At 74.1% G+C, this 16513-nt stretch carries 12 protein-coding genes and 1 pseudogene; 5 read left to right on the top strand and 8 right to left on the bottom strand.

Annotated elements, in window-relative coordinates; genetic code table 11:
* Complete coding sequence (locus tag ABT048_RS37895) at positions 1 to 405, top strand: RidA family protein (RefSeq protein WP_350526176.1); 405 nt, start codon at positions 1 to 3, stop codon at positions 403 to 405.
* A 99-nt stretch (positions 406 to 504) separates the two neighbouring features.
* Here ABT048_RS37895 and ABT048_RS37890 read toward each other — a convergent pair whose 3' ends face one another.
* Positions 505 to 2067 carry an MFS transporter gene (locus ABT048_RS37890; protein WP_502894119.1) on the bottom strand — a complete coding sequence of 521 codons (1563 nt, stop codon included), beginning with the start codon at positions 2065 to 2067 and terminating at the stop codon, positions 505 to 507.
* A gap of 108 nt (positions 2068 to 2175) precedes the next feature.
* On the opposite strand from ABT048_RS37890, the gene ABT048_RS37885 reads away from it, so the two are divergent.
* Positions 2176 to 3162, top strand: coding sequence for an ArsR/SmtB family transcription factor (locus ABT048_RS37885; RefSeq protein ID WP_350526174.1), 987 nt, complete (start codon positions 2176 to 2178; stop codon positions 3160 to 3162).
* A gap of 180 nt (positions 3163 to 3342) precedes the next feature.
* Positions 3343 to 5646 (top strand): glycosyl hydrolase family 18 protein, encoded by a 2304-nt coding sequence (locus tag ABT048_RS37880; RefSeq protein WP_350526173.1) that lies wholly within the window; start codon positions 3343 to 3345, stop codon positions 5644 to 5646.
* A gap of 213 nt (positions 5647 to 5859) precedes the next feature.
* Here ABT048_RS37880 and ABT048_RS37875 read toward each other — a convergent pair whose 3' ends face one another.
* Positions 5860 to 7125 (bottom strand): geranylgeranyl reductase family protein, encoded by a 1266-nt coding sequence (locus ABT048_RS37875; RefSeq protein WP_396553343.1) that lies wholly within the window; start codon positions 7123 to 7125, stop codon positions 5860 to 5862.
* Positions 7126 to 7420: 295 nt separating this feature from the next.
* Between ABT048_RS37875 and ABT048_RS37870 the strand changes: the two genes are divergently transcribed.
* Positions 7421 to 8785: a dipeptidase gene (locus ABT048_RS37870; protein ID WP_350526172.1), complete on the top strand. Its 1365-nt coding sequence runs from the start codon at positions 7421 to 7423 to the stop codon at positions 8783 to 8785.
* Here ABT048_RS37870 and ABT048_RS37865 read toward each other — a convergent pair.
* Positions 8761 to 9636, bottom strand: a complete 876-nt coding sequence (locus ABT048_RS37865; protein ID WP_350526171.1) for a DUF4184 family protein — start codon at positions 9634 to 9636, stop codon at positions 8761 to 8763. The two genes, ABT048_RS37870 and ABT048_RS37865, sit on opposite strands and share 25 nt — an antisense overlap.
* A 181-nt stretch (positions 9637 to 9817) precedes the next feature.
* Entirely contained in the window at positions 9818 to 10885 is a 1068-nt protein-coding gene (locus ABT048_RS37860; protein ID WP_350526170.1) for an NUDIX hydrolase, read from the bottom strand.
* A 421-nt stretch (positions 10886 to 11306) separates the two neighbouring features.
* Here ABT048_RS37860 and ABT048_RS37855 point away from each other — a divergent pair, with 421 nt between their 5' ends.
* Positions 11307 to 12221, top strand: coding sequence for a ribokinase (locus ABT048_RS37855; protein ID WP_350526169.1), 915 nt, complete (start codon positions 11307 to 11309; stop codon positions 12219 to 12221).
* A gap of 176 nt (positions 12222 to 12397) precedes the next feature.
* Here the strand turns inward: ABT048_RS37855 and ABT048_RS37850 are convergent, their stop codons facing one another.
* From ABT048_RS37850 to ABT048_RS37835, 4 genes and pseudogenes are all read right to left on the bottom strand, one after another.
* Positions 12398 to 13285, bottom strand: a complete 888-nt coding sequence (locus ABT048_RS37850; protein WP_350526168.1) for a C40 family peptidase — start codon at positions 13283 to 13285, stop codon at positions 12398 to 12400.
* Positions 13286 to 13644: 359 nt separating this feature from the next.
* On the bottom strand, positions 13645 to 15066 hold the full coding sequence (locus tag ABT048_RS37845; protein ID WP_350526167.1) for an acyl-CoA synthetase: 1422 nt from the start codon (positions 15064 to 15066) through the stop codon (positions 13645 to 13647).
* A 346-nt stretch (positions 15067 to 15412) separates the two neighbouring features.
* Positions 15413 to 16375, bottom strand: coding sequence for an electron transfer flavoprotein subunit alpha/FixB family protein (locus ABT048_RS37840; RefSeq protein ID WP_350526166.1), 963 nt, complete (start codon positions 16373 to 16375; stop codon positions 15413 to 15415).
* 45 nt (positions 16376 to 16420) lie between these two features.
* A pseudogene (locus ABT048_RS37835) lies at positions 16421 to 16513 on the bottom strand (electron transfer flavoprotein subunit beta); the annotation flags it as partial.

Raw genomic sequence — 16513 nt, 5'->3', positions numbered from 1 at the left:
ATGACCACCTCTCACCTCACCCACATCGCCGAGCCTCCCGGTGTCGCACCCGGCACCGGCTACACCCAGGTCGTCACCGGCACCGGCCGACTGGTCCAGGTGTCCGGCCAGGTCGCCTTCGACGAGCAGCGGAACCTGGTCGGCGAGGGCGATCCGAAGGCCCAGGCGCGGCAGGTCTTCGAGAACCTGCGCCGCTGCCTGGCCGCTGCCGGGGCCGGGTTCGAGCACGTCGTGAAGTTCACCTTCTTCATGACCGACATCGCCTACCTCGCGGACATCCGCGAGGCCCGCGACGAGTACCTGGGCGCCCTGCCCCTGCCCGCCGCGTCCGCGATGCAGGTGGTGGCCCTGTTCAGGCCCGACGTGCTGATCGAGATCGAGGCCCTGGCGGTCCTCCCCGCGTAGTCGGCCGGAGCCGGCCGGGGCCACCCGGCCCCGCGCCGCGGCCTCGTCCCGCACCGCGCCGCCCGAACACACCGCCCCGGACTCATCACACCCCCGGACTCACGACGCCGTGCGGATCGCGTCCCGCCGCCCGGCCCACCGCACGGCGGGACGCATCGCCAGGCCGGCGGCCGCCAGCACCGCGCCCAGAGCGACCCAGCCGACCGCGCCGTACCCGATCACCAAGGTGCTGACCAGTGCCGGACCGGCCATCAGCGCGGCCGCCGTCCCCGCGTTGAACACGCCCTGGTAGGCGCCGTGGTCGCGCTCGCCCGCGAGGTCGTAGCTGAGTGCCCAGGCGCCCGCCTGGGCGCTCACCTCGCCCAGCGACTGCAACGCGACCCCGCCGAGCACCACCGCGGCCGCGGCGATCGCGGGCAGGCCGTGCGCCAGCGAGATGACCAGGCAGGACGCGGCAAGCACCACACCAGCGCGGCCGCAGGCCCGGGCGGCCCCCGCGCGTTCCTCGGTTCCCCGGGTGGCCCGCACCTGCAGGGTGATCACCAGCAACGTGTTGACGATCAGGGTGCCCGCGACGGTGATCCGCGGCGCAGCGGTCTCCTGGACGATCCAGAGCGGCACACCGACCTCCAGAACGGCGAACTGCAGGCAGAGCAGGGCGTTCAGCACCGTCACGGCCACGAACGGACCGTCCCGCAGAGCGGGGTTGCGCCGTCGACCCTGCTTGACGCCCTTGTCCGAGGGATCCGACGTGTTCACGACACCGGTGTTCCCCGACGACTCGGAGGCCGGCGTTCCGGGCACCGTCCCGGGCACAGACGTTCCCGTCACCCACGGGCGCGGCGGAACGACGAGGCAGTGGAACAGCACGGCGACGGCCACGAAGGAGACGGCATCGGCCAGGATCGCCGTCAGGTAGACCGGTCGGCTGTCAGCCTGGAGCGCGATCGCGCCGAGGCCCGTCCCCAGGCAGATCCCGATGTTGGTCACCACCCGCAGGTGGGCCCGCCCCGCGACCCTGCGGTCGGCGGGCAGCACCTCGGCGTAGAGCGCGTTACGCACGGCGGCGGAGCCCCGGTCCACGCCGGAGACCAGGCAGGCGAGCGCCACGAAGGCCGGGTAACTGTGCACCAACGCATACCCGGCGGTGCCGACCGCCTGCACCGACACCAGCACCACCAGCACCCGCCGGGCGCCCCAACGGTCGGCTGCCCGACCGGCCGGCACGCTCGCGGCGACCCCGCACAGGCCGGCGGCCGTCATCCCCAGGCCCAACTGGGCGGCGCTCAGGCCGAGCACCCGGGTGAAGAACAGCACCGCAACGGACAGCGAGAGGCCGTTGCCCATCGTGTTGACCAGGGTGATTCCGGCCAGCCGACGGACCGTCGGATCGGGGTGGAGGCGCCCTCGCAGAGCGGTGGCGACTCCGTTCCGGCCGGGGCCCGACGGGGCGTCAGGATTCACGGCCTCCGAATGGCTCACGACCTCCGCAGGACCCACGACCTCCGCAGGACCCACAGCAGCCTCCACGGGGCCCACAGCCTCCGCAGGACTCACGGGTGCCACGGCGCATCCTTCGGGCGCGGCAGCGGTGTCGGAGGTAGCCGGTGGTTCGGGCACGGCACGGGAGGATGCGGAGGACTCCGCCGTCGAGGTGGTCATGCGTGGATCTCACCGCCCGCCGGAGCGGCCCGGGTACTCCTTTAGGCTATGGCTAAATCAGAGTCGGGCGCTGCAGGTCCCGGCCGGACCCGGCAGGAGGACGCCCCCGTGCACCGGTTCACCCTCCGCCTGGCCGACCTCGCCACCACCTGGTTCGCCGTCTCCCCGATCCACGAGGCTGTGCTCAGCCTGCGGATGTGGACCCACCCGGGCGTCTACCACCTCCAGACCCGGGCCTTCGAGCAGCTCAGGCCCTCCTTCGAACGGTTGGACTCCCGCCTGCTGCTCTCACTCGTCGCCGAGAACCGCTTCGTCCCCGACTTCCTGACGCCCCGCCCGGTCTCCCCTGCCCCCGACTTCCGCTCCGAGATCGCCACCGTGCGCGCGTTCCCGCCGGAGCAGTTGCGTGCCGAGATGGAGCAGACCTTCCTGTCCCAGGGCCGGCGGCTGCCTGCTGGGATCGCCACCGGAATCGCCCGCCCGGAAAGGCTGTTGGCGCGGATCTGCGACGCGCTGGAGGAGTACTGGGAGGTGTGTCTCGCCCCCACCTGGTGGCCGCAGGCCCGCGCAGTGCTGGAGGCCGACCTGGTCTACCGCGCCCGGATGCTCGCCCAGCACGGCGCGACGGCGCTCTTCGCCGACCTGGACCACCGGCTCCACTGGGAGAACGGCGTCCTGTCGATCTACCGGAACTGGACGGACGGGGACGTGGAGACCCCCGTTGACGGGCGTGGCCTGGTGCTGTGCCCGACGTTCTTCGTCCGCGGCGCGATCACGATGATCAGCAACGACCGCGCGCCGCAGATCAGTTACCCGGCGCGCGGCCAGGCGGGCATGGCCGGCCGGGGGGCGCCGGTGCCGCCGCAGGCCGTCGAGGCCCTGGTCGGCGCACCGAAGGCCCGGCTGCTGGCCCTGCTCGCCGAACCCGCCTCCACCACAGACCTCGCCTACCGCCTCGGCGTCACCCCGGGAGCGGTCAGCCAGCACCTCTCCGTCCTCGCCGCCACCGGCCTGGTCACCCGGGCCCGGCACGGCCGCTCGGTGTTGTACCGACGCAGCCCGCTCGGGGACGAACTGACGGGCGCGAACGGATGACGCGGGCGACCGGCTGACGGGGCGAACAGCCTACGAGCGTGGTACAGACCTGTTGACGCATTGATCCAGTCCTCCTACAGTTCCCATGCCTTCACCCCCCACGGCGCAGGCACCGATCGCACACGGATCAAACCCGGTTCTACACCCCCTGTTCCAACCCCCACAGTCACAGGGAGAACCATGTCCGCTCGATCCCGGGCCGGACGCCCGCGCGTGCGCAGCAGACTGCTCGCACTGCTCGCTGTCCTGCTCCTCCCCCTCGCCACGCTCACCGCGCTCGCCGCCCCGGCGAACGCCGCCGGAAGGCTCACCGCCACCTTCACCACCGCCGACAACGGTTCCTGGTGGCAGGGCACCTACGTCGTCCACAACGACAACGCGACCGCCGTGTCCGGCTGGGCCCTGGAGTTCGACCTCCCGGCCGGCGTCACCATCGGCAACAGCTACAACGGCACCGCCACGGTCACCGGCCGACACGTCAGCGTGGTCGCCGCGTTCTACAACTCCACCGTCAACGCCCACGCCACCACCGAGCCGTACAGCTTCTGGTTCGTCGGCAGCGGCCCGGTCTCCACCCCGCTCAACTGCCGCATCAACGGCGACAAGTGCGACGGCACCCCCGATGTCCCGCCGTCCGCCCCGGGCACCCCGACGGTCACCGAGTCCACCGCGCACACGCTCGCCCTGAGCTGGCCGGCCGCCACCGGCGGGGACTTCCCGGTCGCCTCATACGACGTGCTGAACGGCAGCACCGTCCTCGCCTCCAGCCCGACCACCGCCACCCTGGTCACCGGCCTCACCCCGGCCACCTCGTACACCCTGTCCGTCCGCGCCAGGGACAGCCGCGGCAACACCGGCCCGTCGAGCGTCCCCGTCACCGCCGCCACCTTCGACCCGTCCACCGACCCCGTTCCGCCCACTGCGCCGACCGGCCTCCGGACCACGGCGGTCGGCTCGACGGACGTGACGCTCGCCTGGAACGCCGCGACCGACAACGTCCGGGTCGCCGCGTACGACGTCTACCAGGGCGGTGCCCCGGTGGCGACGGTCACCGGGAAGACGCTCACCGCCACCGTCGGCGGCCTTTCGCCGTCCACCACCTACACCTTCACGGTGAAGGCCCGCGACGCCGCCGACAACGCCTCGCCCGCCTCCGCCCCGCTCACCGCGACCACCTCGGACCTGGTCGGCGCCGGCAAGTACGCCCGGGTCGGCTACTTCGTCCAGTGGGGCATCTACGGCCGCCAGTACTTCGTCAAGAACCTCGACACCTCGGGCAGCGCCGCCAAGCTGGACGTCGTCAACTACGCCTTCGAGAACATCGATCCGGTCAACCTGACCTGCCTCGCGGGCGTCACCAGGGGCACCACCTCCAACCCCCAGGACCCGGACCAGGGCACCGGAGCCGGTGACGCCGACGCCGACTACGCCCGCCCGATGAGCGCCGACCAGTCGGTGGACGGCGTGGCCGACGACGGCTGGGGCAAACTCCGCGGCAACCTCAACCAGTTGAAGAAGCTCAAGGCCGAGTACCCGAACCTCAAGGTGGTCGTCTCGCTCGGCGGCTGGACGTACTCCAAGTACTTCTCCGACGTCGCCGCCACCGACGCCTCCCGCCGGAAGTTCGTCAAGTCCTGCGTCGACACCTGGATCAAGGGCAACCTGCCGGTCTACAACGGCGCCGGCGGCGACGGCGTCGCGGCCGGGATCTTCGACGGCATCGACCTCGACTGGGAGTGGCCCGGCTCCGGCGACGGCCACGCCGGCAACCACTGGAGCGCCGCCGACAAGGACAACCTGACCCTGCTGCTGGCCGAGTTCCGCAAGCAGCTCGACGCGACGGGCGGCTCGCACAAGCTGCTCACCGCCTTCACCCCGGCCGACCCGGCGAAGGTCGCCGCGGGCTGGGACCTCGGCAGGATCTTCGGCTCGCTGGACATCGCCAACGTCCAGGGCTACGACTTCCACGGCTCGGGCAGCGACAACTCCTGGGAGCCCGACCGCACCGGCCACCAGGCCAACCTCTTCCCGGACCCGAACGACCCGTACGGCAGCCACTTCAGCGTGGACGCGGCCGTCCGGACCTACCTCGACGCCGGGGTCAACCCGCGCAAGCTCACCATCGGCTTCCCGTTCTACGGGCGCGGCTGGCAGGGCGTGGCGGACGGCGGCGCGAAGGGCGTCTGGCAGTCCGCGAGCGGGGCCGCACCGGGCCAGTTCGCCGAGGAGGCCGGCACCCGCGGGTACCAGAACCTGATCACCGGCGTGCCCGGCCTCACCGTCTACCACGACCCCAAGTCGGTTGCGACGTACGGCTACACGGGAGCCGGCGGCCAGTGGTGGACCTTCGACGACGCCTGGTCGATCGCCCAGAAGACGGCCTACCTCAAGTCGAAGAACCTGCTCGGCGGCATGATCTGGGAGATGTCCGGCGACACCCCGTCCGGCACGCTCATGACCGCCCTCGACACCGGCCTCAGGTAGCCGGCACCGGCGCCCCGGTACCGGGCGCCCGAAGCCGACCGCCACGCCACGCCACGCCACGAGGACGGAACGGGAACAGGAGCGGGGCGGGTGCTCCTCCACCACGGGAGGAACACCCGCCCCGCACCGGTGCACCGGCCCGGCGTCGGCCGCGCGCACCGGCCCGGCGTCGGCCGCGGGCGTCGGCCCGACGTCGGCCGGAGGCGCCGGGCCCTACCGCGACGCCATCGACATCAGCTTGCGCGCCGCCCGGTTCTGCCGCAGCACCTGGGCGAAGGTGGTGTGCCCCTGGGTGGTCCGGGCGAAGGCCCGCCACGCCGCCGGCACCAGGCTGACCGCCGCGTGGAAGAGGTACGGCCGCCGCTCGAAGGCGCCCAGCAGCTGCTTGCCCGCGCGCATCTCCACGCCCAGCCCGGCCTTGATGGCGAACGCGTAGTTCAGCGCCTCGCGACGCACCTCCGCCGCGTTGCCCGCCTCGGCGACCTTCACCGCCCACTCGCCGGCCAGCCGGCCCGAGCGCAGCGCGTACGAGATGCCCTCGCGGGTCCACGGCTCCAGCAGTCCGGCCGCGTCCCCGGCGACCAGCACCCGGCCGCGGGAGAGCGGCGAGTCCTCGGCCCGGCAGCGGGTCAGGTGCCCGGACTCGACCCTGGGGGTGAAACCGGACAGGCCCAACCGCCGGATGTAGTCGGCGAGGTACTGCTTGGTGCGCTCCCCGTCGCCGCGCGCCGAGATGACGCCGACGGTCAGGCTGCTGGTCTCGGTCTTCGGGAACACCCAGCCGTAGCTGCCGGGCAGCGGGCCCCAGTCGAGGTGGATCCGGCCCGCCCAGTCGGCGGCGACCTGGGGCGTCACCGGGATCTCCGCCTCCAGGCCGAGGTCGATCTGGTCGAAGGTGACGCCGACGTGGCGGGCGATCCGACTCGCGCTGCCGTCCGCGCCGACCACCGCGCGGGCCTCGAAGGTGCGACCGTCGGCGGCCGTCACCAGCGCGGTGCGGTGCTCGCCGCCGCGCTGCTCGACACCGGTGACGGTCACTCCGGTGACCAGCACCGCCCCGGCCGCCTTGGCCGCCTGCACCAGGCGCAGGTCGAACTCGTCCCGGTTGACCAGGCCGAACAGCATCCGCTGGGAGCGCCGCGTCCGGGTGTACCGCCCGTCGTACGCGAAGGTGACGGCGTGCACCCGGTCCTGCAGCGGCAGCCGGAAGTCCGGCGGCAGGCTGTCCCGGGAGGGGCCGATGATGCCGCCGCCGCAGGTCTTGTAGCGGGGGTGCTCGGCCTTGTCGAGCAGCAGCACCCGGCGGCCCTGGGCGGCGGCCGCGTGGGCGGCCGAGGAGCCGGCCGGTCCGGCGCCGACCACCACGACGTCCCAGACGCCGTCCGGCGGCGAGGCCGGGTCGCCGAGCGGCGCGGCCGTCTCGTCGTCGTTCGGGCTGTCGAGCGGGCTACGGGAATCGGAGCTTCCGGAGTCAGTCACGTCGAGCAATCCTATGCGTCCGCCCGCCCCGCCGGACGCAGCACCGCCCGAGCGTCCTCACGAACCCGCCGCACGGCTCCGGCCACCCGACCACGCCCGACCGCGCCCGACAGCATTGACCACGCGGGCCCCGAGCCCCCGGCTCCCGGCCCGCGGCCCCCGAACCCCCGGTCCCCGAGCCCCGGAACCCCCGGTCCCCGAGCCCCGGAACCCGCTCCGCCTATGATCGGCGGTACCCCAACCGCCCCCTCCGCCCGCAGCACCCCGCGGGCGGACGCATCCCCTCGGAGCCCCGATGTCACAGCCCCTGGCCGACGCCGTCCGGTCCCTGATGGACCGTGCCCGCACCGACCTCGCCGAGCTGGTCGCCTTCCCGTCGGTCGCCGACCCGCGCCAGTTCCCGGTCGAGGAGTGCGAGAAGGCCGCGCGCTGGGTCGCCGACGCCTTCGCCGCCGAGGGCCTGACCAACGTCCAGCTGCTCGACACCCCGGACGGCACCCAGTCCGTCTACGCCGAGCTCCCGGGCCCCGAGGGCGCGCCGACCGTGCTCCTCTACTCGCACTACGACGTCCAGCCGCCGCTGGACGCGGACGCCTGGCTCAGCCCCGCCTTCGAACTGACCGAGCGTGACGGCCGCTGGTACGGGCGCGGCGCCGCCGACTGCAAGGGCAACATCCTGATGCACCTGACCGCCCTGCGGGCGCTGCGCCAGGTGTACGGGGACGCCTACCCGGTCGGTCTGAAGATCATCGTGGAGGGCTCGGAGGAGCAGGGCACCGGCGGCCTGGAGCGCTACGCCGAGGCCCACCCCGAGCTGCTCGCCGCCGACGCCATCATCATCGGCGACACCGGCAACTTCGCCCCCGGTCTGCCCACGGTGACCGCCTCGCTGCGCGGCATGACGGTGGTCGAGGCCTCGGTCACCACCCTGGGCGGCAACCTCCACTCCGGCGCCTTCGGCGGCGCCGCCCCGGACGCGCTGCAGTCGCTGGTCCGGATGCTCGCCTCGCTGCACGACGAGAACGGCGACGTCGCGGTCGCCGGGCTGAGCGCCGACCAGACCTGGGAGGGCGTGCAGTACCCGGAGGAGCAGTTCCGCTCCGACGCCAAGGTGCTCGACGGCGTCGCCCTGACCGGCACCGGCACCATCGCCGACCGCCTGTGGGCCCGCCCGTCCGTCACCGTGCTCGGCATCGACGCCCCGCCGGTGATCGGCGCCACCTCCTCCGTCCAGGCCGCCGCCAAGGCCCTGATCAGCCTGCGCGTCCCGCCGGGCATGGACGCCACCGCCGCCCAGGAGGCGCTGGTCGCCCACCTGGAGGCGCAGGTCCCGCTCGGTGCCGACCTCACCGTCGAGCGCCAGGGCTGCGGCTCCCCGTTCCGGGCCGACACCACCGGCCCGGCGTACGAGGCGATGGGCGAGGCCATGGCCGAGGCCTTCGGCACCGACATGGTGGCCTCCGGCGAGGGCGGCTCGATCCCGCTCTGCAACACGCTGCGCTCGCTGTACCCGCAGGCCGAGATCGTGCTGATCGGCGTCGAGGAGCCGACCACCCAGATCCACGCGGTCAACGAGAGCGTCGACCCGCAGGAGCTGGAGCGGATGGCCCTCACCGAGGCCCTCTTCCTGCGCCGCTACGCCGAACTGCGCTCCGTCTGACGGACGTCGGGCCGGGGGCTGCTCGCGGCCCCCGGCCCCGGTCGTCCGCCGCGCAGCCGGCGGGCGGCCGCCACCACCGCCGCGTACCCGACGGCGCCCACCGCGAGCCCCGCGCCGGCGCCGAAGCACACCTCCGGAACCAGGTTCCGCTTCAGCGGGCTGAGCCGGTGCAGCACCCCGGCCGCCGTCGCCGCGCCCAGCACCGCGACGGCGGTCCGCCGCGTCCGGGGCGCGAGCCCGACGGCCGGCCGCACCGGCTCGACCGCACGTACCGCCCGCGCCGCCCAGCCGCCCATCGCCACCAGGGCGAGCGCCGAACTGCCGTACTGCAGCGCCTCGTACAGCGGCACACCGGCCACCGACCGGTTCAGTACGGGCAGCAGCCGAACGCCCAGCCGGCCGCCGTGCGTGAACGCGTCCCAGCCCACGTGGGTGGCCGCGCCGATCGCCGCCGACGCCGCGAACCACACCGCGTCGGCACCAGCGCCCGCGCCCGGTTCGGTGTCCGCGCCCGTGCCCGTGCCCGCCGTGGTGGCGGCCCGGCGGGTCGTCAACGCCTCGGCACCGCCCGCCCACCGCTCGGGCAGCAGCGCCACCAGCGGTCCGCGCAGCAGCCCGTGCCAGCCGGCCACCAGCGCCCCGGCGATCGCCACGTCCAGCGTCGGCACCGCCCACCAGCTGTGCGTCAGCCCGCCGTGGCCGTAGACCCCGGGCAGCAGCGACTCGGCGAAGAACGGCACGTCGGGCGCCATCGACCCGGCGACCAGCGCCGACGCGACCAACGGCCCACGCGCCCCGGCCCGGCGCAGCAGGGGCAGGACGGCGGCGGGGTGGCTCAGTGTGAACGGCATGCCCCCATCCTCGCGCCCCCGCCGTCGGCCCGGCCAACCCACCGGCCCGTACTGCACCGGCCCGTACTGCACCGAGCCGTCCGGCACCGGGCCGTCCTTGCACCGGGCCGGCCGACCGCCACCCCGCCCGCAGCGCAGCCACCGGTTCGGTCGCAGCCGCCGGCTCCGCCGCACCCGCCGACTACGCCGCGTCCGCCGCGCTCGCCAGCCCGACGGCCACCCGGCACCCCGCCTCCAGGTACCGCAGCTCGCCGCTGCGCCGGGCGTCCAGGGAGGCCGCCAGACGCCGGTAGCGGCTCGGGGGCAGCAGCTCGGCGGCCTCGTCCAGCGTGACGAAGCGCCAGCTGCGCAGCTCCTCCTGCTGCAGCAGCAGGTTCTGGCGGCCCGCCGCGTCCAGCAGGCCGCCGTCGTACACCAGCCGCAGACCGCCGCGGCGCGGACCGGTGCGCGGCTCCCAGTCGACGGCGAGCAGGCGCAGCCCGGACGGGTCGAGGCGCAGGCCGAGTTCCTCGGCGGTCTCGCGCAGGGCCGCGTCGGTGGGGGCCTCGCCGCGCTCGACCACGCCGCCGGGGAAGTCCCAGTCGGGCTTGTAGACCGGGTCGACCAGCAGGACGCGGTCCTGCTCGTCGAAGAACAGGACGGCGGAGGCCACGGTGTCCCCGGTCGGGTCCGGGCTCTGGACGATCGGGCAGCGGGCGGCGCCGACCCGGACCAGCTCGGCGATCCGGAGGGCGGTCTCCCGCGGCGTGAGTTCGCTGGTGTCGACCATCCGGGCGTCCCCGACCAGCCAGCGACGGGCGGCGCGGTAGCGCGGCAGGTGCTCCAGGCACCAGGTCCGGACCCGCTCGCTGGCCTCCGGGTCGCCCGGGCACTCCTCCCGGTTGGCGATGCGCTCGCGCAGGATCGTTTCTTCTGGGTCCAGGACGAAGTGGTGCACCGTGATCCCGTGGGAGGCGAGGTCACCGAAGATCTCGTCCCGGTAGTCCTCTCTGAGCAGCGTCATCGGGACCACCAGCGGGCCCCCGACCTCGTCGAGCAGTGCGGCCGCCGTCTCGGGGACGAGTCGGCGCCAGGCCGCGAGGTCCTGGAAGTCGGACACCGTCGCCAGCCGGTCGGCCGGGAGCATCCGGCGCAGACCGAAGCCCACCTGCTCGGGATCGAAGAGCACGCTCCCGGGCAGCAGTTCCACCAGCTCGCGGCAGGCGCTCGTCTTGCCCGCCCCGAATGTGCCATTGACCCAGACGATCACAACGTCCCCTGCCCCTCGACTTCCCCCGATGCCGATCGCACCGGGCAGCGCCCCCGTCGGCCGAACCAGCGCCACCCGTGGTGGTACCCGCGTCACGCCGCTCCCCATGCCTCCCCACCGCGCCCGTCCGCGCGCCCCGGTCTGCCCCGTGACAGCGGCATGTGCCCAGGCCAGGCGCCCGAGGTCGGAAATATGCAGACCGGTCTACATCAAAATTGCACCCCTTCACCACTGCTCACGCACAGGAGATCGGATGGGCCGACTTCCTGTGCACACCCGCCCCGCGTCACCGCACCCGACTCATGCGCCCCAGCCTGCACGGCGGCTTGCAGTGCGGTCCGCACCCCGGGTTGCACCCCGGTCTGCGCCCGCTGCGCCCGCCCGCTTGCGCCGCCGGCGCCCCGGCGCGTACAGAGGAACGATGAAGCTGCTGCCCGTCGGCCGAGTCGTCGTCATCGGATCGGTGAACACCGACCGCATCCTGCGCTGCCCCGTGCTCCCCTCCCCCGGCGAGACCGTCCTCGCCGACGCCGCCACCCGGGGCTTCGGCGGCAAGGGCGCCAACCAGGCGGTCGCGGCGGCCCGGATGGGCGCGGCGACGCACCTGGTCGCCAAGATCGGGCGCGACTCCGACGGCGAGGCGGCGCTCGCCGATCTGCACGGCGCGGAGGTCGAGACGGGCTCCGTGCTCACGCACCCCGACGCACCCACCGGTCAGGCGATCGTCATGGTCGACCCCTCCGGCGAGAACAGCATCGTCGTGGTCCCCGGCGCCAATGCGCACCTCACCCCGGACGAGGTGACCGCGGCCCTGGGCCGCCTCCGGCTCCTCCCCGTCGACGTGGTGCTCACCAGCAACGAGGTCCCCGCGGAGTGCATCCGCGCGACCGCCGCCGCCCTGCCCGCCGCGGGCCCCTCCGGCGGCACCCGCTGGCTGCACAACACCGCCCCGGCCGGCGAGCTGCCGGACGTCGGCCCGACCGGGCGCCGGCCGCTGGTCATCGCCAACGCCGTCGAGGCCCGCCAGCTCACCGGGGCCGCCGACGTCACCGAAGCCGCCCGGGCCCTCGCCACCCGCGCCGAGGGCGTGGTGATCACCCTCGGCGGTGACGGCGTCCTGGTCGCCGCGGACGGACGGTACGACCGGCTGCCCGCCCCGGCCGTCCGGGTGGTCGACACCACCGGGGCCGGGGACGTCTTCTGCGGCGCACTCGCCGCCGAGCTCGCGCGCGGCAGCGACCTCCGCGCCGCTGCCGCCACGGCCGTGGCCGCCGGGGCCTTCGCCGTCACCGCCCTCGGCGCCCGCGGCGCCCTCCCCCGCCCGACGGACCTCTGACCGCGGGACGGATTTCTGACCGCGCGTCGGACGACCGGACCCCGGACGAGACCGCCCCGGACGACCGAGCCGGACGACCGGGCCGGCCACGGACGACCAGCCGCAGGCCGGGGGCGCCGGCCCGACCGGACGCCCCCGACCTGCGGACTTGCGAACCCCCGGGCCCGCGGCAGCCGCTACGGCCGACCCATGTACGCCGGGTAGTAGCCGCTGCTGATACTGGAGATCCTGATGTTGGTCCCCGGCCGCGCGGCCTCGACGTACTGGTTGTTACCCAGGTAGATCGCCACGTGCTGGATGCCCCGCGGAGTCCCGTCCGGCGACCAGAACAGCAGGTCACCGCGACGCAGCTGGCTCGCCTTGACCGGCGTGGTCGCCGCGAACTGGTCGTTGGCGACCCGCGGCAGGCTGATGCCGCCGCGCTTGAAGGACTGCTGCACCAGGCCCGAGCAGTCGTACCCGTCCGGCCCGTTGCCCGCCGTCCTGAACGGCTTGCCGAGCTGCGCGAGCGCGTACTGCACGGCGGTCTCGACGTCCGGGTCCGCGGCCACCGAGCCGCCGGAGGAACCCGAGCCCGAGGAGCCGGAGGAACCCGCCGACGAGGAGCCGCCCCCGGTCCGCGACAGGTAGACGTCGTAGTGCGTGGTCCAGCGCCACTCGCCCTTGCTGTTGCGGAACCAGTAGCGCGAACCGTCCCAGCCCTGCTTGATCCCCCCGCTCGACTTCGTGCCGCTCGACGACGCGCCCGAGGACTTCGTCCCGCCTCCGGTCCGCGCCAGGTAGACGTCGTAGTGCGAGGTCCAGCGCCACTGCCCCTGGCTGTTCTTGAACCAGTACCGCGAGCCGTCCCAGCCGGCGTGGGCCGGCGCGGTCTCGGCGGCCGCGGGGCTCACACCGGTGCCGAGGCCGAGGACACCCGCTCCGGTCGCGATCACGGCCACCATGCCTATCCCCCGGCGGAGCCGCGCGGCCCGGGACGGACGGGGGGAACGGGTGGTGGCAGCAACCTGCTGCGCGGTCGGTTCGTCGGCGGCATCCGGCGCGCCGGTGTTGACGGTGGTCATACTGCTGACTTCCTTCACTGCTGCGGTCTCTGCGAGTCGCTGCGGATCGCGCGGCTCGCTGCGGACTACCGCCGGGCGGGCGGCTGCGGAACTGCTTCGAACCCGCCGTACGTCCCGGCGGCACCGGTCGGTACGGCTCGGCAGATCCCCGCCCGGACACTCCGCGGCCTCCGGCCTTGCGGCCGGGAGCCGCGACGTGTCACCCGGGGATTCGGTTCTGCCTGCCCGTCACGTTAGGCACGCGTCCGCTCACGGCGCGCAGTGGAGTGCGCCAATGGAAGGAAGGGCCGCCGGCGTGGGCACCGACGGCGCATCAGGGTGAGGACCCGTCACCGCAGGGGGCGTCCGACGCCCCCTCATCACCGACCCGCGGCCTCCGTCAGCAGCTGCTTCTTCAGCACCTTTCCCAGTGCGTTCCTGGGTAGTTCGGGCACCAGCACGACTCGGCGCGGCCGCTTGTGCACCGACAGCCGATCCGCCACAAAGGCCGTCAGCTGTTCCCCCGTCACGGCGCCGTCCGGGATGACGTACGCGACGATCGCCTGTCCGAGGTCCTCGTCCGGCACGCCGACCACCGCCGCGTCGGCCACCGACGGGTGGTCGCGCAGCGCGGCCTCCACCTCGCCCGCACCGATCCGGTAGCCGCCGCTCTTGATCAGGTCCACCGAGGCCCGGCCGACGATCCGGTGGAAGCCGTCCGCTCCGATCACCGCGACGTCGCCGGTACGGAACCAGCCGTCCGCCGTCCACGCCTCGGCGTCGGCGTCCGGCCGGTTGAGGTAGCCGCTGAACAGCGTCGGACCGGAGACCTGCAGCTCACCGACGGTCTCCCCGTCGTTCGGCACCGGTGCGCCGTCCTCGCCGACCAGCCGGGTGCGCACCCCCTCCAGCGGGAGGCCGACGCTCCCGGGGCGCCGTTCGCCGTCCGCCCTGGTGCTGACGGTGATCAGCGACTCGGTCATCCCGTAGCGCTCGATCGGGGCGTGGCCGGTGAGCGCGGCCAGCCGCTCGAACACCGGCACCGGCAGCGGTGCACTACCGGAGACCAACAGCCGGGCCGAGGCCAGCCGGGCGGCCGCCTCCGGGTCCGCCGCCAGCCGGGACCAGACGGTGGGCACCCCGAAGTAGAGGCTGCCGCCGGCCGCCGCGTACCCCGCCGGGGTGGGCCGGCCGGTGTGGACCAGCCGACTGCCGGTGCGCAGGGCGCCGAGCACGCCGAGCAGCAGCCCGTGCACGTGGAACAGCGGCAGGCCGTGGGCGAGGGTGTCCTCGGCGGTCCACTGCCAGGCCGTGGCCAGGGCGTCGAGGTCGGCGGCGATCGCCTCCCGCCTGATCACCGCTCCCTTGGGCGCGCCGGTGGTGCCCGAGGTGTAGAGCACGAAGGCGGTCGAGTCCGCGGCCGGTTCGGCGTGGGTGGCGGCGGAGCGCCGCAGCGGATCGACCGGCAGCCCCTCGACGGAGCCGCCGTCGGGCAGCGCCTCCCCGACGGCGTGGGCGAGCAGCGCCGCACCGGAGTCGCGCAGGATGTGCTCGCGCTCCTTGGGCCCCGAGTCGGGCGGCAGCGGCACCACCGGGACGCCCGCCAGCAGGCCGCCGACCACGGCGGTGACCGTCTCGACGGTGGGCCGGGCGAGCACCGCCAACGCGGGGGCGCCCGCCACCCGATCCGCGACGGCGGTCGCCGCGCCCAGCAACTCCTCCCGGGAGAGCGCCCTGCCGTCGATCCGCAGCGCGTCCGCCGCGTCGCCGAAACCGCCCTGAAGTGCCGTCAGCAGTGCCATGCCACCGTCCTCGCCCTCGTCCCACGCCGTCACGTCACGTCCCGCGCATCACGCGTCCGGCCCATGAGGTCCGCTCATGCCCCGCGCGTCACACGTCCGGCTCATGAACTCGACTCATGCCCCGCGCATCACACGTCCGGCTCATGAACTCGACTCATGCCCCGCGCATCACACGTCCGGCTCATGAGCTCGACTCATGCCTGCGACATGAGCTCGGCTCATGCCCGCACGTCACACGTTGCGCCGACTCTACGGGCCCCGGCACCACCCGCCGCGCTCCGGGGACGACGACGGAGGGCGTGGCACCGAGCACCCGGCACCACGCCCTCCGAACCTTCCCGCGGGATCAGGCCTTGCGGGCCTTCACCTCGGCGGTGAGCTGCGGCAGCACCTCGAAGAGGTCGCCGACCACTCCGTAGTCGACCAGCTCGAAGATCGGGGCCTCGGGGTCCTTGTTGACGGCCACGATGGTCTTCGAGGTCTGCATGCCGGCCCGGTGCTGGATGGCGCCGGAGATGCCCGCCGCGATGTACAGCTGCGGGGAGACCTGCTTGCCGGTCTGGCCGACCTGGCTGCTGTGCGGGTACCAGCCGGCGTCGACGGCGGCGCGGGAGGCGCCGACGGCCGCGCCGAGCGCGTCCGCGAGCTCCTCGACCACGCCGAAGCCCTCGGCGGCACCGACGCCGCGGCCGCCGGAGACCACGATGGCGGCCTCGGTCAGCTCGGGGCGGCCGGTGGACACGCGCGGGGTGCGCGAGGTGACCTTGGCGGCGTTGCCGGTGAACTCGACCGACACGTTCTCCACCGCGCCGGCGGCCGGGGCGGCCTCCGGGGCGACGGCGTTCGGCTTGACCGTGATGACCGGCGCGCCCTTGGTGACCTTGGACTTCACCTGGAACGACGCGGCGAACACCGACTGGGTGGCGACCGGGCCGCCGTCGCCGGCCTCCAGGTCGACGGCGTCGGTGATGATGCCGGAGCCGATCCGCAGCGCGACGCGGGCGGCGACCTCCTTGCCCTCGCCGGAGGAGGTGACCAGCACGGCCGCGACGTCGCCGGCCTTGGCGATCTGGGCCAGGGCGTCCACCTTCGGGACGACCAGCTGGTCCGCGAACTCGGCGCCGTCGGCGACGTACACCTTCGCCGCGCCGAACTCGGCGGCCTTCGCGGCGATGTCGGCGGCCGCGGCACCGGCGCCGAGGACGACGGCGGACGGCTCGCCGATGCGGCGGGCCAGGGTCAGCAGCTCCAGGGCCGGCTTGCGGACCGCACCGTCGGCGTGGTCCACCAGAACCAGGATCTCAGCCATGATTCGTTGCTCCTGATCGATCGTTGGATGCGCGAACGGGTGGGACTAGATGAACTTCTGGTCGGCGAGGAAGCCGGCGAGCGCCTTGCCGCCCTCGCCCTCGTCCTTGACGACCGTGCCCGCGGTACGCGCCGGACG

The organism is Kitasatospora sp. NPDC096140 (assembly GCF_040303045.1).
Taxonomy (GTDB): Bacteria; Actinomycetota; Actinomycetes; order Streptomycetales; family Streptomycetaceae; genus Kitasatospora.
Note: the sequence above shows the minus strand (reverse complement) of the source record. Positions and strands in the feature narration are given on the sequence as shown.